This window comes from Aquimarina macrocephali JAMB N27 (genome assembly GCF_000520995.1).
GTDB classification, from domain to species: domain Bacteria; phylum Bacteroidota; class Bacteroidia; order Flavobacteriales; family Flavobacteriaceae; genus Aquimarina; species Aquimarina macrocephali.
Window position 1 is genome coordinate 396583 of sequence record NZ_JACA01000003.1, and the last position, 26541, is coordinate 423123.

Annotated in this window: 24 protein-coding genes and 1 pseudogene; 19 read left to right on the forward strand and 6 right to left on the reverse strand. The window is 31.8% G+C overall.

The window, feature by feature from the left end:
* Positions 1 to 57 precede the first annotated feature (57 nt).
* Both Z054_RS0104845 and gyrB read right to left on the reverse strand, forming a co-directional pair.
* Positions 58 to 1059 carry a DUF6588 family protein gene (locus Z054_RS0104845; protein WP_024768959.1) on the reverse strand — a complete coding sequence of 334 codons (1002 nt, stop codon included), beginning with the start codon at positions 1057 to 1059 and terminating at the stop codon, positions 58 to 60.
* An 89-nt stretch (positions 1060 to 1148) separates the two neighbouring features.
* On the reverse strand, positions 1149 to 3089 hold the full coding sequence (gyrB, locus tag Z054_RS0104850) for a DNA topoisomerase (ATP-hydrolyzing) subunit B (RefSeq protein ID WP_024768960.1): 1941 nt from the start codon (positions 3087 to 3089) through the stop codon (positions 1149 to 1151).
* Between the two features lie 447 nt (positions 3090 to 3536).
* Here gyrB and Z054_RS0104855 point away from each other — a divergent pair, with 447 nt between their 5' ends.
* Positions 3537 to 4553 (forward strand): M12 family metallopeptidase, encoded by a 1017-nt coding sequence (locus Z054_RS0104855; protein WP_024768961.1) that lies wholly within the window; start codon positions 3537 to 3539, stop codon positions 4551 to 4553.
* 182 nt (positions 4554 to 4735) lie between these two features.
* Here the strand turns inward: Z054_RS0104855 and asnB are convergent, their stop codons facing one another.
* Positions 4736 to 6415 (reverse strand): asparagine synthase B, encoded by a 1680-nt coding sequence (gene asnB / locus Z054_RS0104860; RefSeq protein ID WP_024768962.1) that lies wholly within the window; start codon positions 6413 to 6415, stop codon positions 4736 to 4738.
* A 260-nt stretch (positions 6416 to 6675) separates the two neighbouring features.
* On the opposite strand from asnB, the gene Z054_RS0104865 reads away from it, so the two are divergent.
* A complete protein-coding gene (locus Z054_RS0104865; protein ID WP_024768963.1) occupies positions 6676 to 7209 on the forward strand; it encodes a DUF2911 domain-containing protein in 534 nt (177 codons plus the stop codon).
* A 1951-nt stretch (positions 7210 to 9160) separates the two neighbouring features.
* Here Z054_RS0104865 and Z054_RS0104870 read toward each other — a convergent pair.
* Positions 9161 to 9790: a 7-carboxy-7-deazaguanine synthase QueE gene (locus tag Z054_RS0104870; RefSeq protein WP_024768964.1), complete on the reverse strand. Its 630-nt coding sequence runs from the start codon at positions 9788 to 9790 to the stop codon at positions 9161 to 9163.
* A 139-nt stretch (positions 9791 to 9929) separates the two neighbouring features.
* On the reverse strand, positions 9930 to 10388 hold the full coding sequence (locus Z054_RS0104875; protein ID WP_024768965.1) for a RidA family protein: 459 nt from the start codon (positions 10386 to 10388) through the stop codon (positions 9930 to 9932).
* Between the two features lie 111 nt (positions 10389 to 10499).
* Between Z054_RS0104875 and Z054_RS0104880 the strand changes: the two genes are divergently transcribed.
* The 11 genes from Z054_RS0104880 to Z054_RS0104935 all read left to right on the forward strand — a co-directional run bounded on the left by Z054_RS0104880 (position 10500) and on the right by Z054_RS0104935 (position 21011).
* On the forward strand, positions 10500 to 12035 hold the full coding sequence (locus Z054_RS0104880; RefSeq protein WP_024768966.1) for a helicase HerA-like domain-containing protein: 1536 nt from the start codon (positions 10500 to 10502) through the stop codon (positions 12033 to 12035).
* 40 nt (positions 12036 to 12075) lie between these two features.
* Positions 12076 to 12645: a hypothetical protein gene (locus tag Z054_RS0104885; protein WP_024768967.1), complete on the forward strand. Its 570-nt coding sequence runs from the start codon at positions 12076 to 12078 to the stop codon at positions 12643 to 12645.
* Between the two features lie 11 nt (positions 12646 to 12656).
* Positions 12657 to 13025 carry a cupin domain-containing protein gene (locus tag Z054_RS0104890; RefSeq protein ID WP_024768968.1) on the forward strand — a complete coding sequence of 123 codons (369 nt, stop codon included), beginning with the start codon at positions 12657 to 12659 and terminating at the stop codon, positions 13023 to 13025.
* Positions 13022 to 13861, forward strand: a complete 840-nt coding sequence (locus tag Z054_RS0104895; RefSeq protein WP_024768969.1) for an alpha/beta hydrolase — start codon at positions 13022 to 13024, stop codon at positions 13859 to 13861. The genes Z054_RS0104890 and Z054_RS0104895 overlap by 4 nt, the downstream gene beginning before the upstream one ends.
* Positions 13862 to 13989: 128 nt before the next feature.
* Complete coding sequence (locus Z054_RS0104900; protein ID WP_024768970.1) at positions 13990 to 15003, forward strand: SIMPL domain-containing protein; 1014 nt, start codon at positions 13990 to 13992, stop codon at positions 15001 to 15003.
* A gap of 65 nt (positions 15004 to 15068) precedes the next feature.
* A complete protein-coding gene (gene rluF / locus Z054_RS0104905) occupies positions 15069 to 15938 on the forward strand; it encodes a 23S rRNA pseudouridine(2604) synthase RluF (protein ID WP_024768971.1) in 870 nt (289 codons plus the stop codon).
* A gap of 98 nt (positions 15939 to 16036) precedes the next feature.
* A complete protein-coding gene (locus tag Z054_RS31570) occupies positions 16037 to 16993 on the forward strand; it encodes a YybH family protein (RefSeq protein WP_161635243.1) in 957 nt (318 codons plus the stop codon).
* Positions 16994 to 17014: 21 nt separating this feature from the next.
* Positions 17015 to 17440 carry a VOC family protein gene (locus Z054_RS0104920; protein WP_024768972.1) on the forward strand — a complete coding sequence of 142 codons (426 nt, stop codon included), beginning with the start codon at positions 17015 to 17017 and terminating at the stop codon, positions 17438 to 17440.
* A 222-nt stretch (positions 17441 to 17662) separates the two neighbouring features.
* The gene (locus Z054_RS0104925; protein WP_152538471.1) at positions 17663 to 18484 is read left to right on the forward strand and encodes a hypothetical protein; all 822 of its coding nucleotides are present in this window, start codon (positions 17663 to 17665) and stop codon (positions 18482 to 18484) included.
* Positions 18485 to 18674: 190 nt separating this feature from the next.
* Complete coding sequence (locus Z054_RS27890) at positions 18675 to 19595, forward strand: sterol desaturase family protein (protein ID WP_035090552.1); 921 nt, start codon at positions 18675 to 18677, stop codon at positions 19593 to 19595.
* Between the two features lie 51 nt (positions 19596 to 19646).
* Positions 19647 to 21011, forward strand: coding sequence for an aldehyde dehydrogenase (locus Z054_RS0104935; protein WP_024768974.1), 1365 nt, complete (start codon positions 19647 to 19649; stop codon positions 21009 to 21011).
* Between the two features lie 57 nt (positions 21012 to 21068).
* Here Z054_RS0104935 and Z054_RS27895 read toward each other — a convergent pair.
* Positions 21069 to 21868: pseudogene (locus tag Z054_RS27895) on the reverse strand (class I SAM-dependent methyltransferase).
* A 144-nt stretch (positions 21869 to 22012) separates the two neighbouring features.
* On the opposite strand from Z054_RS27895, the gene Z054_RS0104945 reads away from it, so the two are divergent.
* The 6 genes from Z054_RS0104945 to Z054_RS0104980 all read left to right on the forward strand — a co-directional run bounded on the left by Z054_RS0104945 (position 22013) and on the right by Z054_RS0104980 (position 26487).
* Positions 22013 to 22834 (forward strand): SMP-30/gluconolactonase/LRE family protein, encoded by an 822-nt coding sequence (locus Z054_RS0104945; RefSeq protein ID WP_024768975.1) that lies wholly within the window; start codon positions 22013 to 22015, stop codon positions 22832 to 22834.
* Positions 22835 to 23116: 282 nt separating this feature from the next.
* Positions 23117 to 23404, forward strand: a complete 288-nt coding sequence (locus Z054_RS0104950) for a hypothetical protein (protein WP_024768976.1) — start codon at positions 23117 to 23119, stop codon at positions 23402 to 23404.
* 199 nt (positions 23405 to 23603) lie between these two features.
* Positions 23604 to 24452, forward strand: coding sequence for a helix-turn-helix domain-containing protein (locus tag Z054_RS0104960; RefSeq protein ID WP_024768977.1), 849 nt, complete (start codon positions 23604 to 23606; stop codon positions 24450 to 24452).
* 108 nt (positions 24453 to 24560) lie between these two features.
* The gene (locus tag Z054_RS0104965) at positions 24561 to 25034 is read left to right on the forward strand and encodes a hypothetical protein (protein ID WP_024768978.1); all 474 of its coding nucleotides are present in this window, start codon (positions 24561 to 24563) and stop codon (positions 25032 to 25034) included.
* Between the two features lie 41 nt (positions 25035 to 25075).
* Complete coding sequence (locus Z054_RS0104970; RefSeq protein WP_024768979.1) at positions 25076 to 25447, forward strand: DoxX family membrane protein; 372 nt, start codon at positions 25076 to 25078, stop codon at positions 25445 to 25447.
* A gap of 491 nt (positions 25448 to 25938) precedes the next feature.
* Positions 25939 to 26487, forward strand: a complete 549-nt coding sequence (locus Z054_RS0104980) for a carboxymuconolactone decarboxylase family protein (RefSeq protein WP_024768980.1) — start codon at positions 25939 to 25941, stop codon at positions 26485 to 26487.
* The last annotated feature ends 54 nt before the right edge of the window (positions 26488 to 26541 follow it).

Sequence of the window (26541 nt, forward strand, 5' to 3'; positions counted from 1 at the left end):
ATTTATTTCGCGAAAATACGAATTCTTTGATGAATTAATTAACAAATAGAGTGTTAATTACCAGCCAAAATTAAGTCCTAAAGAAAGGTTATTATAGTTTTGCAATGTATAATCCAAATTAGCTCTAAAAATACCAAACTGTACTTTTGCACCAATTGATGCTTTAACTCCTTTTGTTTTGTTTTTCACACGTATTGGATCTATTACCGTTTGTGAATTCAGTGGTCCATTTTGGATTTGATAAGTACCTAATAAATCTGCATCACTCGAACCAAAATAATACCCCAGACCCCCATAAAAGTTTAAAACTGGTAATTTGGTGGATACAATACCTGTGATTAACCATGAATTAGTATTTAGACGTACTTCTTGGTCAGCGCCTTCTATCCCACTGCTGGCATTAATATCATAAAAACCTTTTACATTGGTATATCCTAACAAAGCAGATAGCCTAACTGGCCATCTCTTTAGTGGAAAAACCCAATCGGTAAACTCATGTTGAAACGCAACACCGTATAACTGTATTTCGGCATCTTGTACTGCTTTAATCCTAGGTAAAAATCTAAGTTTTATTTCTGTACTTTTTATTAACCCCATTGATCCTTGAATAAATCCGCTTGGTAAAGAATTAATTTCAGAATCTCCAATACCATTTGGCAAAACAACTTCTAATTCTGTAGCTTGACCTCGATTTATTACGACTACTACCTCTTCTTGATTTACACCTAATGCATTTGCAACAGTCTGACTGGTTTGCCCGTTTCTAAATGTTAAATCTGTATAATCCTGCACATTTAGAATAAAAGATTGTTTCTCTTCTCTTATAAAAGAAAGGTTACCTACAATCCCTGCTTCGAAGTGCCATAATTTTTTTGTTTCTGCTGTATTATACCAACCATTTGACATAGCGTTTACTAAAGACTCTCCTGCAGATGCAAAATAATCTTCACTAAATCTCTGGGCATTTTCAATTCCTATTTCAAGAATTTGATCGATATCTGTTTGCGAAAACGTAGCGTGACCTAGAAGTAATGCCAACAGCAAAGTACATTTTTTCATAAGATTTGGGTTTAATGGGCATTGCAATATAAAAAAAATCCGCTATACCTATTATATAGCGGATCTTAAATATAATTTTAAACTATTATTTATGCATCAATATTTGCATACACAGCGTTCTTTTCGATAAACTCTCTACGTGGTGGTACTTCATCTCCCATTAACATAGAAAATATGCGATCTGCTTCTGTAAGATTATCAATGGTAACCTGACGCATCGTTCTAAATTCTGGATTCATAGTAGTATCCCATAACTGCTCTGCATTCATCTCTCCAAGACCTTTATATCGTTGTATTTTCGAACTTTCTCCAAATTCTTGTACAATCAAATCTCGTTGATCATCATTCCATGCATATTGTTTTTTGGCTCCTTTTTTCACCAAATATAATGGTGGTGCAGCTATATAAATGTGCCCTGCCTCAATCAGTTCTTTCATATAACGGAAAAAGAATGTGAGGATCAATGTAGAAATATGACTACCATCTACATCGGCATCACACATAATTACCACTTTATGATAGCGTAATTTTGATAGGTTTAATGCTTTACTATCTTCTTCGGTTCCAATGGTAACACCAAGAGCAGTAAAGATATTTTTGATTTCTTCATTTTCAAAAACCTTATGATGCATTGCTTTTTCGACATTCAATATCTTACCACGTAGTGGAAGAATTGCTTGAAACATACGATCACGTCCTTGTTTTGCTGTTCCACCTGCAGAATCTCCCTCAACCAAAAACACTTCACATAATGCAGGATCTTGTTCTGAACAATCAGAAAGTTTACCTGGTAAACCACCAATACTCATTACCGATTTACGTTGCACCATTTCACGTGCTTTTTTAGCAGCGTGACGTGCCTGAGCAGCAAGAATTACTTTCTGAACAATAGTTTTAGCATCATTCGGATTCTCCTCAAGGTAATTCTCCAGCATTTCAGAAACAGCTTGCGAAACTGCAGAAGTAACTTCTCTATTTCCTAATTTAGTTTTGGTCTGCCCTTCAAATTGAGGTTCCTGAACTTTTACTGAAATAATAGCTGTTAATCCTTCACGGAAATCATCTCCAGCAATCTCAAATTTCAATTTATCTAACATCCCTGAAGCGTCTGCATACTTTTTAAGTGTAGCAGTTAAACCTCTTCTAAAACCTGAAAGATGTGTTCCTCCTTCATGGGTATTAATATTATTCACATAAGAATGTAAATTCTCTGCATAAGAGTCATTATAGATCATCGCCACTTCTACAGGAATATCATTTTTCTCGCCTTCCATAGAAATCACATCTGCTATAATAGCACTACGACTTGTATCAAGAAATCGAACAAATTCTTTTAATCCTTCTTCAGAATGGAAAGTTTCGGTAACATCATTACCTTCATCATCCTGATGACGCTTATCTGTTAATGTAATTTTTATTCCTTTATTAAGGTATGCCAATTCACGCATACGACTTGCCAGAGTATCATAATTATATTCCAGAGTCTGCTGAAAAATTGTGGGGTCTGGTCTAAAAGTAACTATGGTACCATTAAAATCTGTATCTCCTGTAGATTTAACTGGATATAATGGTTTACCTTTTTCATACTCCTGCTCCCATACTTTACCATCTTTATGAACAAAAGCATGCAAGTGAGCTGATAATGCATTCACACAAGATACTCCTACCCCGTGAAGACCACCAGAAACCTTGTAAGAATCTTTATCGAATTTTCCTCCTGCACCTATTTTGGTCATTACAACCTCTAAAGCAGAAACACCTTCCTTTTTATGTATACCTACAGGAATACCCCTACCATTATCTCGTGTAGTAACAGAATTATCTTCATTAATAGTTACCTGTATAGCATCACAATGCCCTGCCAGTGCTTCATCAATTGAGTTATCTACTACTTCATACACCAAATGATGCAACCCTCGAGATCCAACATCACCAATATACATCGATGGACGCATACGTACATGCTCCATTCCTTCGAGTGCCTGAATACTATCGGCGGAGTAATTATTCTTATTAGCTTCTTCGCTCATAAATCCCTTAATTAATTATTTTATTTTTTTGACAACAAACAAAGATAAAAAAAGAGTAAAAGGATCAAAGAGTTTTATCAAGAAGGATTTAACGAGTTATCAACAATTAATTAAGAATAGTACTAGAAAATCAAAAAACGCTCTTAAAAACGATAAAAGACCCCTTAAATCGATTTTTAAGATAATTTGTGTTTTGCCTGATATTTATTAAATCACTCTAACCTCTTTTAAACAAACAAGAATCGACAAATTTCTTTTCGATACCTCATTCTAAATTATAATATAAAAAACCAGTCATCATATTAACGCTTCCTTAATACAATTTACATCAATCTTAACATCTGCTTTATAATACCAAATACAAAACACTGTTTTAGGTGATCGAACAATCAAGTTCATTATTAACCAAATTAAGTATTAACACAAACTTATCTAACAAAAAAGATTATGAAATTCAAAAAAGAATTTAACGCATTTAAAGCTATAGCACTATGCACAGTATTATTTTTTACTTCTTGTCAAAAAGACAACATCAATGAGAACGTAGATGAAAACACAACACCTACGAATGGAAAAACTATTGAAAAATACTTTCAAGGTAATTTAGTTACCGTAGAAGATATAGGAAATGGAGAATTTCTTTATAATTCAGACATTATCCTTTCTGCCAATATGTTATCCGACACGCCTCTTCCAATTTTTGACCCAAAATCACCTCCGAGTATTGAAGGTAATCAAAAATTAGCATTGTGGGGTTCGACTAAAAAATGGCCAAACAACACTGTAGTTTATACATTAGGATCATTAAATAGCACTTTGCGTACTAACTTAACAGCAGCTTTCAAAAGATGGTCTGATAAGACTAATATAAAATTTAAAGAAAGAACTAATGAATCTGATTATGTAACTATTTATGAATCTACAAACGTTTGTTCGGGATGTGGTCGGGCTTCTTTTGGAATACAAAGAAACGGAAGTGTGCAACTAGGTCGTAATGCTAGTGTTAGTCTAATAGTTCACGAATTAGGACACACTCTTGGTTTTGTACATGAGCAAACAAGATCAGATAGAGATGATTACGTTATTATAAAATGGGAAAATATCCAATCGGGTATGGAAGGTAACTTTAGAAAAGATCAAAATGCTCAATTATTAACTGGCTCATTTGACATTAAATCTATAATGATGTACTATTCATACGGTTTTTCTAAAAACGGAAAACCAACCATTACTTTACTTAATGGTCAAACGTACACCGGAGCGCAACAAACTATATCTGCTTTAGATATCGAAGGAACCAACAAAGCATATCCATCTAATGATAACCCTAGTGATCCTTGTGCAGGTGTAAGCCCATGGGTTTCTGGACAATCGTATTCTGAAGGAGATCAAGTAACCTACAGTGGTTATTTATATACTTTACAAAATAATAGCTGGGTAAGTACAGGAAAATGTGGAAATTAAATTAATGCACATTCCTTCATAAAAATAAATCGAATTTGTAAAGAAGGCTACAATTAATTGTAGCCTTCTTTTGCATTTAATTTTGACCTTAATAGTTATTATACAAAACCCCAAGAAATTTTCTCAGGGTCTCACATCTCAATTAACTCAACTTTCAGCTAAAATAAACTGTAATTTTCATATCATATATTGACATCGTCGTAAGCTTCTTCGTGTACATTAGCAATAGCTCTACCACTTGGATCATTCATATTTTTAAATGCTTCGTCCCATTCTAAAGCAATTTTTGTACTACATGCTACCGATGGTTCTTGAGGAACACTCAATGCTGCTGTATCACTAGGAAAATGCCCTTCGAAAATAGTACGATAGTAAAATTCTTCTTTGTTTTGAGGAGTTTGTATTGGGAATCTAAAATGTGCATTTGCCATTTGCTCATCTGTAACTTCGATCTCAACAACTTCTTTCAATGTATCAATCCAACTATATCCTACTCCATCAGAAAATTGTTCTTTTTGTCTCCAGACTACACTTTCTGGCAAATAAGATTCAAAAGCTTTACGAATAACCCATTTTTCCATTCTCTCTCCATTGATCATCTTATCTTTTGGGTTAATTCGCATTGCAATATCCATAAACTCTTTATCCAAAAACGGCACTCGCCCTTCGATTCCCCATGCTGCAAGCGATTTATTTGCTCGTAAACAATCATACATATGTAATTTATTGAGTTTACGCACAGTTTCTTCATGAAATTCTTTTGCGTTTGGTGCTTTATGAAAATATAAATATCCACCAAAAATCTCATCAGCTCCTTCTCCCGATAGTACCATTTTTACTCCCATAGATTTAATAACCCTAGCCATCAAATACATTGGTGTAGAAGCTCTTATAGTAGTAATATCATAGGTTTCCAGATTATAGATCACATCTTTTATTGCATCAAGACCTTCTCGAATGGTAAATTTTATTTCGTGATGAATAGTTCCGATATGATCAGCTACTTTTTGTGCAGCTTTCAAATCCGGTGAACCTTCTAATCCAACAGAAAACGAATGTAACTTTGGCCACCATGCATCTTTGGTGTCATTGGATTCTATTCGTTTTTCTGAATATTTTTTTGCAATAGCAGAAGTTACTGAAGAATCTAATCCGCCTGACAATAGAACACCGTAAGGAACATCAGACATTAATTGTCTATGAACAGCTGCCTCTAGAGCATCTCTAAGTTCATCGATACTGGTTTGATTTTCCTTTACTGTTTCATAATCAGACCAATCTCTAACATACCATCTCTTTAGAGTTTCTTCTTCACTTGATAAATAATGTCCTGGAGGAAACAATTCTATTTTAGTACAAACTCCTTCTAGAGCTTTTAACTCAGATGCCACATAGAAAGTACCATTTTGATCCCATCCCATATAAAGAGGGATAATTCCCATATGATCTCTTGAAATGAAGTACGTATCCTTTTCTACATCATATAATGCAAAAGCAAAAATACCATTAAGGTCATCTAAGAAATCTGTGCCTTTTTGCTCATATAGTGCTAAAATTATCTCACAATCAGATTCTGTTTGGAAATCATACGTTCCTTCGAACTGTTTACGAAGTTCTCTATGATTATAAATTTCTCCGTTAGCGGCTAATACCAATTTATTATCTGCACTAAACAACGGTTGTTTACCAGAAACTGGATCAACAATAGCCAATCTTTCATGTGCTAGTATTGCATTTTTGCTGGAGTATATCCCACTCCAATCCGGGCCTCTATGTCTAATTTTTCTTGACATCTCAAGTAATTGAGGTCGTAACATCTCTGAATCTTGCTTTATATCAAAAGCACAAACAATTCCACACATATTCTTCGTTTTCTATTATTTGAAAAGTCAAAGGTTGATTTATAGTTACAAAATAAAAACAATAAACACTATATGACTTACATATTGAAACAACAAATACAATAAAATATAACAAAAAGAAACTTCATTAAGGATATAATATTATATATACTATCAAATCGTCATCTCAAACATTTAACACAATTTATAGACTCGATTAACATTTCAATTGTAAGTTCAACAATATCTTTACGTCTGTCATAAAAATTAAAATCACCATTATGAAAAAATCACTCTTATTAGTTATTATTATGTTTTTGGGTACGTTGTCAAGTGTAAATGCTCAAAAATTTGTAGGACTGCAGAAAAGTCCAACGGATATTTCTTACGCTAAGAAAGACAGAAATGCCAAACCAGAGATTAAAGTTGTTTATAGTCGTCCACAAAAGAAAGGGCGTAAAATTTTTGGTAGTTTAGCTGCATATGATAAAGTATGGAGAACTGGAGCTGATGAAGCAACCGAAATCAGATTCTCTCAGGATGTAAAAATGGGAGATAAAACTATCAAAGCAGGAACATATTCATTATTTACTATTCCTGGTGAAAAAGAATGGACTATTATTATCAATTCTGATCTTGATAGTTGGGGAGCTTACTCTTATGATAAAAGTAAAGATGTGGCTAGAATTAATGTTCCCGTTGGAAGTGGTGATGAACTAGAAGTTTTTTCTATAGCTTTCAAAAAAGTAGACAAAGGATACCACATGGTACTTGGATGGGATACTACTCGTGTAGCCGTACCATTTAATTTATAATAACAATTTACTTCATAAAAAAATAGCTTGAAAATATATTTTCAAGCTATTTTTTTCCTCAACTATTGTGTTTGTTCTTATCCCCAACAGAGATAATTAGTTCTTTTGTTATCTGTGAATAGCATGACCAGATGCTCCAGGTAACTCTCTTAGAAAATCCATTACAATTCTAAAAGTTAATCTAAATTTTGTGTAAAATAGCCCCATATGTTACGTTTAAAAATTAATATAATTATTACTCAAATATAACACCGATATAACTCGATGTCAATAAATTTATATATATTTTAGATATAAATCAAGATTTTATCGACAATATGCACTAAAAACTCAATTCTAATAAATCTCCCCCTAATGCTTTGTCTTTTTATACAAGGAAAATAGGGTAATTTTCCCCGGTTCCTTAACATAAATTTTTAAAAGTTTATTCTTTTTCATTTCATTTAATTTTTAAAATTGTCCCTCAACAATTTCAAAAAAATCTTATCTATGGATTGCATTACTGCAAGCCGATGGTAATTGTCTTAAAAAGGTTTTTAAAGCCTTTATGTCAACAAAAAAAATACCGTAAAATAGCTTCATAATCTTTAGATTTAAAATTGTTATACAAAGATAATATCTATCTTACTTGGCCAATAAAAATTAACATCATCAAAACAAAATTTTAGACATAAAACATCTTAAGACGCTATAATATCAAAAATAGATTTAATCATGTTAATTTTTGAAGTTTTTTCTTACATAATAAAAGTGAAATTTAGGGGTTTTCTCCCCCTTTTTTATCTTTAAATCCATTCAGTTAAGTTTTCTTCAACATACAAAACAACAAAAAAGCATAATTACACCTATATACTATTCTAAAAACACGATTATTCTTTCCTTCTCATAAATGCAAAAAGCGATCATACCTAAATGATGTTAACCTCTATTTTATATTTTTTGAATATTTTTCCTTTCATTTAAATACCTCCGTAATGAGAAATTAAAGAAAGAAATGAAATCTAACAATTAAACTAATTATAGTGTATATGTGTTTAAAAACTCAAAATTAAGTTGGTCACTAAATGTAATGAGGTATTTCTAAGAAGTTATTAGTTTTACTAGGCAACTGAAGTGTTTGCGTTTATCCTAAGTTAAAAACAGTAATCTTTGAAAAGAGATATTTATATTAGATTAGGTATAGTCCTTTTCTTATACACTATATCATCCTTTTCTTACTTATAAAAATTAGTAAGAGAATGTTTCTCAAAACAATCTCTTACTAAGGATCCAAAAAATAAAACGACAGATAATAATAAACTACGATACCTATCATTATTTATTGATTGCATATTGAGATGCTTCAGGAAGATCTTTTAAAAAATTAATTACTACGTTAAAACTTAATCCGAAAATTGAGATAAAATATTTCATAACTGTTTGGTTTTTAATTACAGTTATAAATTTATACCATATTTACATTGGTAAGTTCAAAAAATCGTTAACCAACCTAAAAGAATAATTAAAACGACCTTTACATTCGATGAAAGGTAAATTTCGCGTTCATATCAAAAAGTATATATATTACCTTTATGTGATACTTATCTGCGCATAGCATATAGAGATGCCCCTGGTAATTCCTTTATAAAACTGATAAAAGTTCTAAAAGTTAATCCAAATGTAGTGTAAAAATTTTTCATAAGAAACTGATTTTAAATTGTTCACATAAATTTAAGCACTACTAAAATAAGTGGTAAAACAAAAATGATAATTTCGATATAAATACTTAAAGAGCTGGGTAAAAAGTATATGAAATATTGAAAAACCACAAAGTGGGTAGTCTTTTTCCTTCAAAACAAAAAATGAAATACGGGGAATTATCCCCAATATTATGGAAAAACCACAATGTATTAACGATTAAGTACTTGTATTTTTATTCAAAAAACCTTAAAAATCAAACTGATAGGTTCTTTTAAGGGATATTTAAGTATTTATGAGTTTGAAGAGAAACTTTCCATTTTGGATTTTTCATAACATAATCCACAATCAGAGGAATGATTTTTTCGCGAACACTCCACTCGGGTTGAAGATACAATACACAATTATCAGAAACTTTGTCTGCTTGTCCTTCTGCAAATTCAAAATCACTTTTGTTATAAACGATGCATTTTAATTCATCAGCTTTTTTATAAACTTCTTCTTTTGGAAGTTTTACTTTTTTGGGAGAAAGACAAATCCAGTCCCATTCTCCTGTTAGAGGGTAAGCGCCGGATGTTTCAATGTGGGTTTTAGCCCCTTTATCTTTAAGTCTCTGAGTTAGCAATGTCATATCCCAGGTAAGAGGCTCCCCTCCAGTAACTACAATTACATTACTATATTTTAAAGCATTTTCTACAATAACATTTGTATCTGTTGGAGGATGTAGATCTGCATTCCAGCTTTCTTTCACATCACACCAATGACACCCAACATCACAACCACCGATTCTAACAAAATATGCTGCCGTTCCTTTATGAAAACCTTCTCCCTGAATAGTATAAAATTCTTCCATCAAAGGAAGCATCTTGCCATCATTTACCAATTTTTGTATACTCTTTTGCATAAGGCTGCAAATGTAAATAATAATAAATTACGATTTCAGAATAATTACACCTTAAAAGATTCTTCTAATCAAAATTAAAAAATACTAATAAAAAAATAGCTTAATCCGTTATCTATAAAGGCATACTACACCATTAGCTCTATTCAGATTTAACAGCAATACATTCTATTTCGATCTTAGCACCAACTGCTAATCCTTTTGCTGCAAAGGTAGTTCGTGCTGGTTTTTGAGGGAAATAAGTTTTATACACTTCGTTAAAAGCAGAAAAATCTTCTATATCAGCCAGAATCACAGTACATTTCACTACATCCTCCATATTCATATCATGGTGTTCTAAAACTGCTTTGATATTTTCCAGAGTTTGTTTTGTTTCGGGTTGTATTCCTCCTGTCACCAATTTTCTTACACTATGATCCATTCCTACCTGACCAGACAGAAAATATAGATTTCCTACCTGTACGGCATCAGAAAAAGGAGCGGTTGATTTTTTGGGTTCGTGAGTTTTATGAAAAACCACCTCATCTACAGGCTTTATAACTTCTGTATTACAACTCATAAAAAAAGCAAAAAGGCAAATTATCAGTATTATTTTTTTCATGGATCTGGAATAATAAAAAATTAGTATTGTGATTTACTTTATATTAAAAGTAACTTATAATTTCTATAGAAAAGTTAAGATTCCTATTTTTATGCAAAATTATATTTAATTATGAGCGATAACCAGGCATTTCTTGAACATATTAACGAAGGTTATAAAACCAAAGGTGATTTCCTAACTATGGGAGCAGCCATGTACAATGGCGAAACAGTAACCGATGCTCATGTAAAAATCCCTTTAAAAACATTAAATCGCCACGGGTTAATTGCTGGCGCTACTGGTACAGGTAAAACCAAGACTCTACAGGTACTAGCAGAAAACTTAAGTGAGCAAGGAATACCTGTGCTTTTAATGGATATAAAAGGGGATCTTAGTGGGATTGCAGCTGCCAGTCCTGGTCATCCCAAAATTGATGAACGTCATGAAAAAATAGGTATCCCATTCGAAGCCAAAGATTTTCCTGTAGAGATTTTATCTCTTTCTGATCAGGATGGTGTTCGGCTTAGAGCTACAGTAAGTGAGTTTGGACCAGTTTTACTATCCAGAATTCTTGATGTCACTACAACACAAGCTGGAATTATCTCTATTATATTTAAATATTGTGATGATAATAAATTGCCACTATTAGATTTAAAAGATCTAAAGAAAGTCTTACAATTTTCCACTCAAGAAGGCAAAAAGGAATTAGAGAAGGACTATGGACGTATTTCTACTGCTTCTACTGGTTCAATTTTACGTAAAATAGTCGAATTAGAACAACAAGGAGCAGATCTCTTTTTTGGCGAAAAATCTTTCGAAGTTCAGGATTTATGCAGGATCGATGAAAATGGTAGAGGTATAATCAATATCATTAGGTTAACAGACATACAGGATAAGCCAAAGTTGTTTTCTACATTTATGCTTAGTCTTCTTGCCGAAATATATGGTACTTTTCCAGAACAGGGAGATAGCGGAAGACCAGAACTAGTCATCTTTCTTGATGAGGCTCATCTAATTTTTAAAGAAGCTTCTAACGCACTTATGGGCCAGATCGAGAGTATCGTAAAATTAATACGATCCAAAGGTGTAGGTCTTTATTTTGTAACTCAAAATCCAACTGATGTCCCTGATGGAGTTTTGAGTCAATTAGGGCTCAAAGTTCAGCATGCACTAAGAGCGTTTACTGCCAAGGATAGAAAAGCGATTAAACTTACTGCAGAGAATTATCCAATTTCAGAATATTATGACACTAAAGAAATACTTACTTCCTTAGGAATTGGTGAAGCTTTGGTATCTGCCCTTGATGAAAAGGGACGCCCTACTCCACTGGCAGCAACTATGCTACGCGCTCCTATGAGTCGAATGGATATACTAAATGATGGTGAACTAAAAGCTTTACTTAAAAAATCAAAGCTTATCCCTAAGTATAATGAAGAAATAGATAGAGAAAGTGCCTATGAGTTGTTAAATGAAAAAATTGAGAAAGCGGAAGCAAAAGAAGCAAAAGCTGCCGCCAAAAAAGAAAGAGAAAAGCTAAATAGAAGCTCATCCAGCTCTCGATCAAGAGGCAGAAGAACCAGTGCTACAGAAAAAGCAGTAATCAAAGTACTAACTAGTGCCACTTTTATTAGAGGGGCTTTAGGAGTGCTGAATAAGTTATTGAAATAATTTACGTTTATAGTTTAACAAATCATTTAATCATCTAGTTATGGCAAAGAGAATGTTGAAAATTCTTCTTATTTCACTATTAATGTATAGCTGTCAGAAAGAAAAAAAACAAAATCCTTTTGAGATTACCAATAATAGAATAGGGTTATTAACCAACGAAATACAAGTCAAAGAATTAGACTCTATCTATGCCAATGATTCTATTGCAAAGAGAGCTACAGGAGGTCAGTTTCTAAATAATGCAAATGAAATAGAGGTTTATGAAAAAGGAGGAGTGAAACTATTAGTTTTAGAAGCTCAAAAAGAATCAGACCCAACGTCTACTATAGAAAATATTCAAATTGTAGACCCTAGATACAAAACTGCTTCGGGCTTATCTTCTAATGGTATTTTTAAAGATATCAAAGACCATTACAAGATCTCAAAAATTAATAATACACTAAGTACAGCAGTGATATTTGTAGATAGTATCCAAGCTTATTTCACTATTGATAAAAAAGAATTATCAAAAAAGTTTCAATCTACTACAGATATAGAAATAACAGCTACAGATATACCAGATGCTGCAAAAATCAAACACTTCTGGATAAGTTGGGAGGCAGCGAATTAAAAAGTAAAAAAATGAGTAAAAAATATCATATCCAAAAATCCCCTTTTATCGTACCCACTACCGATGGAAAATTAATAGAAGAGCATTTTGGCATGGCTACTGATCAGAATTCCCAAATTAGCATAGCGCATATGATTGCCCCACCTCACTGGAGTGAGCCTTTTCAAACTCCAGAATTTGATGAATACACCTATATTATTAGAGGCAAAAAGCAATTTATTATAGACGGTGAAAAAATAATACTAGAATCGGGACAATCTATTAAAATCAAAAAAAACACAAGAATTCAATATACTAACCCTTTTAATAAAGAATGTGAGTATCTTGCCATTTGTCTCCCTGCATTTACTATGGAAGCAGTACATCGTGAAGGTGAATGAAAGAAAAATATAAAAAATACTTGCCTCATATAATTGGAAAATACATCCAGTTTCTTTTCTTTTTTTATCCAAAAAAGGCAATCAATAAAGCATACATCTTATTCTGCACCCCTAGAAAAGGTAAAATATTACCCGAACAAGAAGATTTTCTAGAAGAAGCAGAAGACGAAATGGTTCTTATTGATACTATTTATATACAGACCTATAGATGGTCAAGTATGGGGGAAACGATTTTATTAGTTCATGGATGGGAGAGCAATACGCATCGATGGAAGGTACTTATACAAAAATTACACAAAAAAGGATTTAATGTAATTGCTTTTGATGCACCGGCACATGGTAATTCTACAGGAAAAATACTAAACGTTCCTTTATACACTAAGTGCCTTCAAAAAATAGTTGAACTCTATCGGCCTAATCATATGATCGGGCATTCTGTAGGTGGTATGACAACTATATTTCATCAATATACCTACCCAAATAAAGAAATAGAGAAATTAATAGTACTGGCACCGCCTTCAGAATTATCCAGGATCATGAAAGGATATCAGGAAATATTAAAGCTTTCTCCAAAGTTCATGAAGGCATTAAATCAATATTTCAAAGAAAAACATGGTTTCTATTTTGAAGAATTTTCGATGACAAGTTTTGCTAAAAACCTAGCGCTTAACGGACTTTTAATTCATGATAAAAATGATGATATCGCTCCTTATAGCGAAGCCGAAGGTATTAGCAAAAATTGGAACAATGCCCAATTTATTACTACAGAAGATTATGGTCACTCCCTGTTTTTTGATGAAGTTGATAATATGATTATTGATTTTTTGAAAGCATAAGACATAAACAAATTCTAATAGCATCATTTTTTAGAAAAAAAAGCACTTCCCTCATTTAAAAGCACCGTTTACTCATTACTGTTTTCCTAAAACCCATCTTCAGCATAGATTTACGATAAATCTAAATCATGAAAAATTTAATATGCATCTTCTTAGTATTCTCTAATTCTTTCGCCTTTGCACAAATTAGAGGAAACGCAACAATTATTTCCAGACAAAATATAATTGCTCCTGCAGAATTGGCAAATGCTGATATTTATGGAAATCAAATACAACAATTCAGGCAAAAGGATTTAATACCAAATCCAGTAATAACAATCGACGCTAAAGTGTTAAACAATATTATTGCCGATTCGTATACCGCAATTTTTAATATCGTTCAAATTGGAAAAACATCTCAAGAAACCAATACACTAATGAAAGAGAGAGTAGCAAAGGTAAAAGATGGATTGCGTACTAAAGGTATTTTAGAGGGAGATATTGTTATAGATGTCATATCATTTGTTCCTGTATACGAAACTGTAGTAGAAAAAAAGTTATTTAGCAAAAAATACAATGAAGTTCCTAAAGGTTTTGAATTACAACAAAATATCCATGTAAAATTCACTAATGTAAATCAATTTGAAAAAATACTTGCTACCTGCGCAAATAACGAAATTTATAATCTTGTCAAAGTAGATTATTTTATAAACGATATACAAACCGTATACAAACAACTACGTACAGAAATATTGAAAACCCTAAAAGAGAAACAACAATTCTATACTGATTTAGGTTTTGACTTAACATCATATCGTCCAACAATTGCAGATACTAAATATTGTCATTTTCCAAAAGAATTTTATAAAAACTACCAGGCTTTTCATAGCACCTCTTTAGAAACTCTTAATAAAAAGCAAGGGATTGTAACTGCAAAAAAACAAACCACATATTATTATGATCCTATCACTTATAAAGATTATGATATGGTTATAAATACATCAATAGTTGAACCTGTAGTGCAGATAGGTATGGAAATAAAACTACAGTACACACCTATACCAAAAGAGCAAAAACCAATTGAAAAAGAAATTACAAATCCGAAATATTTCTTAATCTCACCAGATGGAAACATCGATATTAAAGAATTAAAATTAAACTAATACCATTTATCATTTTGTTATAACCGTTATCTTTAAATGTTATCTTTGTACACTATTTATATTTTATGCTTGAAAAAACTTTCACAAGACTTAATAAATATCTAAGCGAAGTTGGCTATTGCTCACGTCGTGAAGCAGATAAATTAATTGATCAGGGACGTGTAACCATTAATGGTAAAGTACCAGAAATGGGAACCAAAGTTACTCCCGATGATATTGTTCGGGTAGATGGTGAATTAATAAATAAACCTAAAGAAAAACACGTATATCTTGCTTTTAATAAACCTGTAGGCATTGTTTGCACAACAGCACAAAATGAAAAGGATAATATTGTTGATTACATTAATTATCCTAAACGTATTTTTCCTATTGGTCGGTTAGACAAACCTAGTGAAGGGCTTATTTTTTTAACTAGTGATGGAGATATAGTTAATAAAATTCTTAGAGCAAGAAATAATCACGAAAAAGAATATGTAGTAACAGTAAATAAATTGATTAGTCCATTATTTATAAAACGAATGAGTAATGGAGTACCTATTCTCGATACTATAACCCGTAAATGCGAAGTAGAACAAATTAGCAAATATGATTTTAGAATCGTGTTAACCCAGGGGCTTAATCGCCAAATTCGTAGAATGTGCGAATACCTCGGGTATGAAGTGGTAAAGCTAAAGCGAATTAGAATCATGAACGTCCCTCTTGATGTTCCTACAGGAGAATGGAGATATTTAACAGAAAAAGAATTAGGAGTTCTTAATGCTGATGTTGGAGATTCGAGTAAAACAGAAGAAGCTTCTGTACTTGAAGATACCAAGCCCAAAAAAAACACAAATAACTCGAGACGGTTTACCACTAAAAACGATAAAAAGGGAAATTCTGACAAAAGAAATTCTCGTACATCAAGAGATAAAAAACGAAGAGATCGAAGAAACTAACCATTTTCTCGCTGTTAATTATATCTTAATTTCCCCTTTCCAAAGTTTTTTCCTTTTTTAAAATACCTAAATTGTCTTACTAATCAATTCTCAATCCCATGACCCGAATACTGTTTTCTTTATTTTTTTTGGTAAGCATTATAACCTGGAGTCAGTCAGAATATGAACCTTCAGAAGCACATCCTTTTGGGCAACCAAATCCCAAAGCACCAAAAGAAATTCTGGATTTTGCACCTCTAATAGGAAAATGTAATTGTATCTCACAAACCAGAAATCCGGATCGTACCTGGGGAGAACCGAATAAAATGACCTGGGAATTTAAGTATATTATGAACGGAATGGCCATTCAAGATCAAACATTAAAAGCAGATGGCCGACACTCTGGTAGCATAAGACAATTTAATGCAGATAGTAGTCAATGGTATGTACATTATTATTCATCAACAAGAGCCACTCCTCTACTTTCTTCCTGGAAAGGAAATAAAAAAGAAGGAAAAGTTATTTTATATCGTAAACAAAAAGCTCCTAATGGTATGGATGGTTTTTCTAAACTTAATTTTTATGATATTAATGACAATGGATTTAAATGGCTTGGCGAATGGGTAGATACAAATGAGACCATTTCTTTTCCGACCTGGAAAATCGAATGCGTTAGACAAGAAAACACAGAACAACTCTTTGATGAAGAACTAATAAGAGCTGAGGCAAAAGCATTTTCTGATGCTTACCTAAGGCAAGATTATGAAGCTATTGCGAAAGCATATACTGATAATGCAAAAATATTTCCAACCAATGCACCAATTATTAAAGGATATGAAGCTATTAAAAAAAGGTGGTCAGGATCTAGCGGCTATACTCCGATTGAACATGAAATTATTCCTGAAGAAATTGTAATTCTTGGAGATACAGCTCATGATTATGGAATATATAAAGGAAAAAACAAAAATGATGATGGAACAGAAATAACATATGAAGGAAAATATGTGGTTATCTGGAAAAAAGTTGACAATCAATGGAAAATGTATCTGGACATCTGGAATAGAATAAAAAAATAACCATAATAATTACATTAGAAAATGAATATTTTATCTCCTTTCCATCTGGCGATTCCTGTTCATAACTTAGAAAGTGCCAGAAATTTTTATAAAAATATTCTGGAGCTTGAAGAAGGTAGAAGTAGTGACCACTGGGTTGATTTTAATTTCTTTGGTCATCAATTGGTCATCCATTACAAACCAAAAACAGGTTTAGAAAATAATCATAACAATTTGGTAGATGGTAAAGATGTTCCTGTTCCTCATTTTGGAATTATTCTAGAATGGAGTACCTGGCAAAATTTTGCAAAAAAACTATCTGATAAAAATATTCAATTCGTTATTGAACCATATATCAGATTTAAGGGGGAAATTGGGGAACAAGCTACTATGTTCTTTTATGACCCTAGCGGTAATGCACTAGAGTTTAAGTCATTTAAAGATGCATCTCAAATTTTTGCAAAATAGAAAATCCCTATATCCCCAGTAAGAGGTTAAAAAATAATATTCTACAAATGAATGTAAGTATATTCCTACTCAAGCCTTAAGATTTAAGTATAAATTACGTATTATAAAGGATTTTCATTATATTAGGGCTAAAACCAACTTTTTTATTGTTTTTTAACACATTTAACATAAATATAATTTTGTTTTAAACAATTAGTAACCATAATTTCAAAAAGTTTAGTAATGAGAAGAATTATACTTTTTAATATTTTAATGACTTTAATTCTAGTTAGCTGCGGTATTCCTCAGGCTGATTTTGATAAATTAAAGGAAGAAAATGATAAATTAAAAAAAGAAATTGCAGAATGCCAGCTAACTCCTACTCAAATTCTTGAGCAAGCTCATGAATTCTATGACGCCTTAGATTATATCAGAAGTAAAGAACGACTTGAAGTTCTAGTCGATAAATACCCTAATTCTAGTGAGACTAAGAAAGGAAAAAGCTTATTAAAAAAGGTCAAGAAAGAGATTCTTCAAGCTGAAAAAGCACTAAATAAAGATAAATTAACCGAAGAAAGTAATCCTGAGGATTATAAAAAAGCATTTGCAAAAATGCGGAAGAAGTATGATGCTGTTAATGAAGTAACCTGGTATTCAGATAAATCTTCTATACAGGTAAATACTAAAAGTTATTTTCAGACTTATATTGGTAAAAAAGATAGTCGTAAACCATGGTTAGGGTTTTCTATAAACTATTTCACTAAAAAAGATTGGTTATTTATTCAAAGAATCGAAATAGATGTAGATGGTAAAATCTATGATATAGAAGAAGATACACCTGGAGAATTTAATTCGAAAGAAGAATCCGGAGGAAAAAGAGAATGGATTGATCGTGTTGTAAAACAACTTGAGATGCCTATGATAAAAGCGATTGCTTCTGGGAAAAAAGTTAAAATAACATTTTTCGGAAAAGAAAATGTTGATTCGAGAACCGTAAGTAAAGCAGAAAAGAAGGCTATGAAAAATGTTTTGGTAGCTTTTGATGTACTTAGAGAGCTTAAATAAATTATAAAATAACCTAAAGTAAACGGTTTGAAAAGTAGATTGATAACATATTCATTTGCTTTTCAAACCGTTTATTTTATGCAAACTAATACTAAAATAAGGTTCGTAATCGAATACTTCAGTTTTGTGAATGATATCCTAAAAATTCTCCCTATATTCCGCCCCTATTGAATAAAATAGAAAAAGAAAAATGGAATTTATTAAACCCTTGACCTATGGAGTGCCTCTTTTTTTGGCACTAATTTTATTAGAGCTCACCTACAGCAAAACTCATAATCAAAAGGATCTATATAATTGGAAAGACTTAACTGCCAGTTTAACTATGGGTATAGGATCAGCGATCTTAGGGCCATTAATCAAGACTATTTTTTCTATTGTACTCTTTCATTTTGTTTATGAACTTTTTAATCCTGAAATTAATGGGATTCGAACTAATATAATGGGCTGGAAATCCTTTGGATTTGCATGGTATGTTTGGCTTTTATGTCAACTCGCAGATGACTATACCTATTATTGGTTTCATAGACAAAATCATATGGTAAGAGCTTTGTGGGCTGCACATATTGTACATCATTCTTCGGATAATTTTAACTTGGGTACTGCAGTAAGAAATGGGTGGTTTACTCTTCTTTACAAACCATTGTTTTATATGTGGTTACCCGCAATAGGATTCCCTCCAGGGATGGTAATAGTTTGCCTGGGTATTGAAGCCCTATGGCAATTTCAACTCCACTCGGTATATATTCCTAAAATGGGAATAATTGAAAAAATATTTAATACGCATACTATGCATCAGGTACATCACGCCAAAAACATAGAGTACATGGATAAAAATCATGGAGGATTTCTCAATATTTTTGATAAAATATTTGGCACCTGGAAAGAACTAGACGAAGATATAGAAATAAAATATGGTGTTACACATGCTCCTAATTCATATAATCCATGGGTGATCCTCACTCATGAATACAAGGACATATGGAATGACACCAAAAAATCAAAAAACTGGTATCATAAATTCATGTATATTTTTGGCCCTCCCGGATGGAGTCATGACGGTAGTACTTTGACCGTAAAACAGATGCAACGAGAACTTAAGCTTAAAAAGTAAAAAACTTGACAAAAATCCTTATTTTTAAGATTCTTAAGAATATTTATCATTATGGATTATCAAGGTGTCATAGATCAACAACGTTTATTTTTTAATACAAATACGACGAAAGACACCTCTTTTAGAATTAAAGAACTAAAGAAGCTAAAAAATATATTACAAAAAAATGAGAAGCTACTTTACGAGTCTATCTATGCCGATTTTAAGAAATCCGAATTCGAAACTTATGTTACAGAGTTATCCATAATTTATCATGAAATTGATCTTGCTCTAGTAAACATTAAAAAATGGGCTCGTAAAAGAAAAGCCTCTACAGGATTAGCTAACCTTCCTGGAAGAAGTTACATTATCCCAGAACCATATGGGAATATTCTTGTAATCGGAGCGTGGAATTATCCATATCAATTATCACTTTGCCCAGCGATAGCAGCAATTGCTGCAGGATGCACTGTTATTCTTAAACCAAGCGAGATGCCATCTCATACCTCTGCGACAATGGCTTCACTTATTAATCAAAATTTTGATCCTGCTTTTTTTAAAGTGATTGAAGGCGGAGTAAAGGAAACATCTGATCTTTTAAAAGTTAAATTCGATAAAATATTTTTCACAGGTAGTGTATCGGTAGGAAAAATCATTTACCAGGCAGCTGCAAAATACCTTACTCCGGTTACTCTCGAATTAGGAGGTAAAAGTCCTGCTATAATTACTAAAGACGTACATATAAATATGGCTGCCAAAAGATTGGTTTGGGCCAAATTTCTTAATGCTGGACAAACTTGTATTGCTCCCGATTATGTTTTAGTAGAATCCTCAATATACGATCAATTTTTATCGGCGATGAAAGATCATATTAATAAAGCTGATTATGAAGTAGCTCATCATAACTACACGCAGATCATTAATGATAAGAATTTTGATAGACTCAATAATTTAATAGATCCCAACAAAATATATATAGGCGGCTTAGGTAATCCAGAAGAGCGAGTAATACCTCCTACAATTCTAAAAGATGTATCTTTTTCTGACAAAGTAATGCAAGAAGAAATATTTGGTCCTATTTTGCCTGTACTTTCATTCGATTCTATCGAAGAAGCTATCACAAAAATTAAAACACTATCCAAACCTCTTTCTTGTTATGTTTTTACCAAAAATAAAGCTGTAAAAAACAAAATTCTAAATGAAATATCCTTTGGAGGTGGTGCTATAAATGATGCTGTAATGCATTTTGCAGAACAATCTCTCCCTTTTGGAGGTGTTGGTGATAGTGGCATCGGAAATTATCATGGAAAATATGGATTTGATACTTTTTCTCACTTTAAGGGTATTCTTCAAAAACCATTTTGGATAGAACTTAATTTAAAGTATGCTCCATATAGTGCAAAAAAATTGAAATGGTTAAAACGAATTATCGGGTAAATACACCTTAATTAGTCTGAATGATTTTCAACAATTTGATAAAAAAAGCAATTAAGCCTATCGTCGGGCTTTGATCGCAAAGACTAGTGGGTATAATTTCTCTTTTGTAGCAAACATCTTGTTTTCATCCTTAATTAAATCAGGAAAAACCTCATAAGGCGATCCGTCATATTCATTTAAGTATTCTATAGTTAATCCGGCTTCTGTAAGAGAAGATACTACTTCTCCTAATCCATGATTCCATCCATACTCTTTACTAATCATATTAGATTCTGGATTAGCATATGTTCCCTTATATTCTTCATAGATGACATCTTTTTGATGATATCCATATTTCATTATAGGCTTCTCTTTTAAATAATCAAACATCCATACTATAGGGTGAAACTCAACTATATAAAAAACACCGCCAGGTTTTAGTCGTTCAGCAATCATTTTGCCCCAGGGTTTTAGATCAGGTAACCATCCAATAACTCCATAACTAGTAAAAACAATATCAAACTTATTTTTAATGTATTCTGAAGTATCCAACACATTACAACATACAAATTTTGCACCCAGATCCAGCTCTGCATTTAAACTTTTGGCCAATTCGATTCCTTTTTCTGATAGATCAACACCAGTACATTTTGCTCCTAACCTACTCCAGCTTAAAGTATCCTGCCCAAAGTGACACTGAAGATGTAATAATACTTACCAGACACATCTCCTAGCGCTTCTAGTTCATATTGTTTCAATGAAGTTTTTCCTTTTTTAAAAGCTTCTATATCATAAAAATCACTTCTGGCATGAATATCAACTTTTTTATTCCAGGTCTGTTTATTGGTTTCAAAATAATTGTGTAGTTCTTTAGACATTATGAGATTAATTTAACCAAGTATATTTATTTTTCATAAATATAATAAAGTCAATTTTATTAAAATATATGATAAAAAAACAATGGCATGTATTAAACAAATACAAAACCGTAACTTTGAAAAATCAGTTTTCAACCTATTACTATGAATAATTTCTCTACTACATTTTTTGTTTTTTTTGTATGTATTTCATTTTCGGTAAAATCACAATCTTTTGATACTCCAGAAAGTATAACATTTGATGAAGCAACAGATTCTTATTATATTTCAAATATTGGTAGTGGAGAAATCCTTAAAATAGATAAAACAGGTAAAAAAACATCTTTTGTCTCGGGATACACTTCATTTCTGGGTGTAAAACTACACGACGGAGTTATTTATAGTGCAGAAGACAATAAATCCGGAGATGACTTTATTCGAGGATTTGATGTATCGACAGGGAAGTTAGTATTTTCATTAAGCATACCAAACACTAAACAGCTTAATGATATCGAATTTGATAATAAAGAAAATTTATATGTTTCAGATCGTGAAGGGCATATAATCTATAAAGTATCTATTAGTGATGCCTCTTATGAAACTCTTGATGATACTATTAACACTCCAAATGGGCTTTATTTTGACAACAAAAAGAATAGATTATTAGTCTGTAATACGATTGATAAAAGTGTAGTATATGCAATAGATATAGAAAGTAAAAAAACTACACTAGTTGTTAAAACCAATTATCCACATTTAGACGGAATCACAATGGATAAAGATGGATTACTTTATCTTACTAGTTGGTCAATTGATTGGAAAAATAGCATCCTTTTAAAATATGAGGGCAAAGAATTTACAGAAATTGCAACTAATAGCAATGGGATGGCTGATATAGAATATAATCAAAAAACAAATGCTATAGATATCGCACAATTATTTGACAACTCGATATTACATTTTAATCTTTTGAATAAAAAAAAGTAGTATCGTACATACATAAAAATCTAATCTATTTCCCTAGTCATAAAACAAGCAAAAAAACCCATAAAACATAGGGTTACGTGTGACACAAGAGTTATTTACACTTATAATTCAATTCAAAAAAAACTTATTTTTTTCTATTTTTTTTCATAGGTTGAGGTTTCCCGTAAGAATTCTAAAAAAATCTGTACTAAATTAGTAATAGAGAAAAAATAATAAAAAATACACTTCTCATTATACGTCAGTTTACCGATCAATAATTGCTTATACTTACTATAACTAACTATGAATGACTTAATTTTAAAAGACACAAATATGAGTTTAAATAGAATAGCTAGAAAAAGTGGTGTAACATTAAACACACTTAGAGATCTTACTCAAGGAAATGTAAGATCTGGCATAGCAAATAAGCTTGGGGTTGCAACTTCTTCATTACAAACATTTGTAGATGGAGGTACTAGTAATGCACTTGCTACTAAAATAGAAACAACCTCAACAAGTTTACAAGAACTTAGAAACATGATTGGACAAAGAGGTGCAATTGGATTAATCGTTAGATTATTATTAGTTTAAACACTAGTTATCCTAGTTCATCATAATCGATTTCATAACAAGAATATCGATCACCTGCATATACTTTCCCCGTTTCGATAGAATCACATTCTACAGATATCCAATACATCAAAAGAACTTACCAATGAGGTATAAATTATAGACTTAAGTCTTTTACATTGATTTGTAATAAAATCGCATAAAAAACGACCTATCATATATGATAAAAGAATTTGAAGAATTTTCGACCGGTGCTGTATTAAAAATTGCTAACGAAGAACTATTGCAGACCTACACTACATCAAGACTTATAGAATTATATACTTTTATCTGGGTTAGAGATACCAATATTAATGTAGAGATTGATGGAATTTCTACAACAGTAAAAAAGAACAAAATTATAGTGTTAACTCCAAATCAATATTTTAAATTTATTGATGGGTCAAATGCCTTGGTATATCAGTTTAACAGGGAGTTTTATTGTATCAAAGATCATGATAAAGAAGTAAGCTGTGTTGGAGTACTTTTTTACGGTAACACCACTATCTCTATTGTAAATTTAAATATAAAAGAACAAAATAAATTAGATCAATTACATAAAGTTTTTCTGGATGAATTAGATACTGTAGATACTATACAGGCAGAAATGTTACGCATGCTAATGGCCAGGTTTATAATAACGACTACACGTCTTATCAAACAACAAAGCAACTATAATAATCTTGGAGACCAAGTAGATTTGATCAGAAATTTCAACATCCTGGTTGATACTCATTTTAGAAAAGAGCATGCAGTTGGTTTTTATGCTCAAAAACTATTTAAATCCCCTAAAACGTTATCAAATAATTTTGCAAAATTTGAGAAAAGCCCTCTACAGATTATTCATGATCGAATAATTTTAGAAGCCAAACGCCTACTTATCTATACTGATAAATCTGCCAAAGAGATTGCTTATGAAATCGGTTTTGAAGATGCATCTCATCTTAGCAGAATGTTTAAGAGACATACATCTCTTTCTCCTTCAGAGTTTAAAAAACAATTAAAACCAGAACCCGAAGGGAAATATTGACAAGTATATGGGAAAAAAATCCATATATTAGTATTCGTTTTTGCCCCAACTTTGTATCCTAAAAGTAAAACAACTTACCGAAGTGTTTTCGGATAAAGTATATTAGATATGAAAAGTTTAATTCACACAATCAAAACAGCAATATTTAGCATTTTATTTCTCTCTCTCTCGATAAGTAATGCTCAAATAATATATGAAGATCAATTAGAAACCATATATCTAAATAAAAATGCAGAAGAAGTAGTATATACAAATAGCTTCAGCAATTTTAACAATGATCTTATTGCTACAAACAAAATTAATTTCAAGAGTCAAATTCAAAAAGCCAACCAAAACAATGATCGTTTGTTGTTCTTATCAGAAAGGAGTAATCTGCAAATTCTAACCGTAACTTACTTAAGAACTATACGTAGAGGAGCCAACCAAAGTAACAATCCTGAGTCTTTTAAAGCTTTTATTAACAATAAATTACCAGAGCTAATTAATCAATTTAAAAAAGATAATAATCTAGAAGAATTGTATATTATCTCAAGAAAGAATACTTTTAATGGGAAAATCGATGCTTTACCCAGTGTTTTGTAACGTGTTTACCACACTAAAAAGCTAACAAACAACAACCTAACATGAAAAAGATTCTACCCCTATTGTTACGAATCATCGTAGCATTGATCTTAATTCAAACACTAAGATTTAAATTTACCGCTCATCCAGACAGTGTGTATATATTCACAAAAGTTGGATTAGAACCTTATGGGCGAATAGGAACGGGAATAACCGAACTAATCGCAGGAGTTTTATTATTAATACCAAAAACAGCGTGGATTGGTGCAATGTTAACTCTTGGTATTATAGGAGGAGCTATCATGATGCACCTGACTAAACTAGGTATTGAAATTAATAATGATGGCGGAATTCTCTTCATCACTGCAGTAGTGACTTTTGTATTAAGTGCAGTTATTCTTTGGATTAGAAGAAAAGAAGTCAAGTTTTTTTAATCCTAATTCGGTTAGATACTAATACATAGTATTTAAAAAAAGTATTCAAACACTTCTTTATAATAGAGGTGTTTTTTTATATTCGGGAAAAATCGACAAGTCTCAGGGAAAAACTACCATTTCTTTCCCCTCTTCTATGGCGCATCTTTGTACTGTTAATTTAAAACTATATAAAAATGACAGTACAACATAAATCGATTTTCAATTTAATTGAAATTTTTAGTAAAGGAAGAAAAAAAATAGCCGCCTCTATTCATCCAAAAACACATTGTGAACAAAAAGGCATTCACGATTTTTATTGTGATACCAAAAAATCTTTTGTCCAAAGATAAATCTTAAAAATAGATCGGGAAAATTTGACAAGCAATCGGGAAAAACGACTATTCTATCCCGCCTATTTCCACACGATCTTTGCCTCGTTAATTTAAAACAAAATAACAGAAATCTGAAAAGGTTTCAATTTCAATAAAATAACTAAAAATAATTATATTATGAGCACATTTAATGTACCAACAAGAGAAGAAGTAAACGCTAATAATCAAGCGATATTTGACAACCTAAATAAAGCATTAGGATTCGTACCAAATCTATACGCAACCTATGCACATAGTGAAACAGCACTAGAAAATTACCTAAACCTTTCAAATGCAAAAACATCACTTTCTGCTAAAGAAAAAGAAGTAGTGAATTTAGCAGTAAGCCAGGTAAATGATTGTATCTACTGTTTATCTGCTCATACAGCAATAGGAAAAATGAACGGGTTTAACGATGAGCAAATTTTAGAACTTAGAGCTGGTCGTGCTTCTTTCGACACTAAACTTAATGCATTAGCAGGATTAGCCAAAAACATCACAGAAAACAGAGGTAAAGCTAATCAGGATGTTGTAGACAACTTTCTTACTGCAGGATATTCTAAAGGAAACTTAATAGACACTATCGTATTAGTAGGAGATAAAACTATTTCTAATTATTTACATAGCACAACTCAAGTTCCTGTAGATTTTCCGGTTGCACAACCACTAGAAGCTACAGAAGTCTAATTACCCCGATTGAACCTCACAGACTAATATCATACTCGATCTGGTATTTCTGTG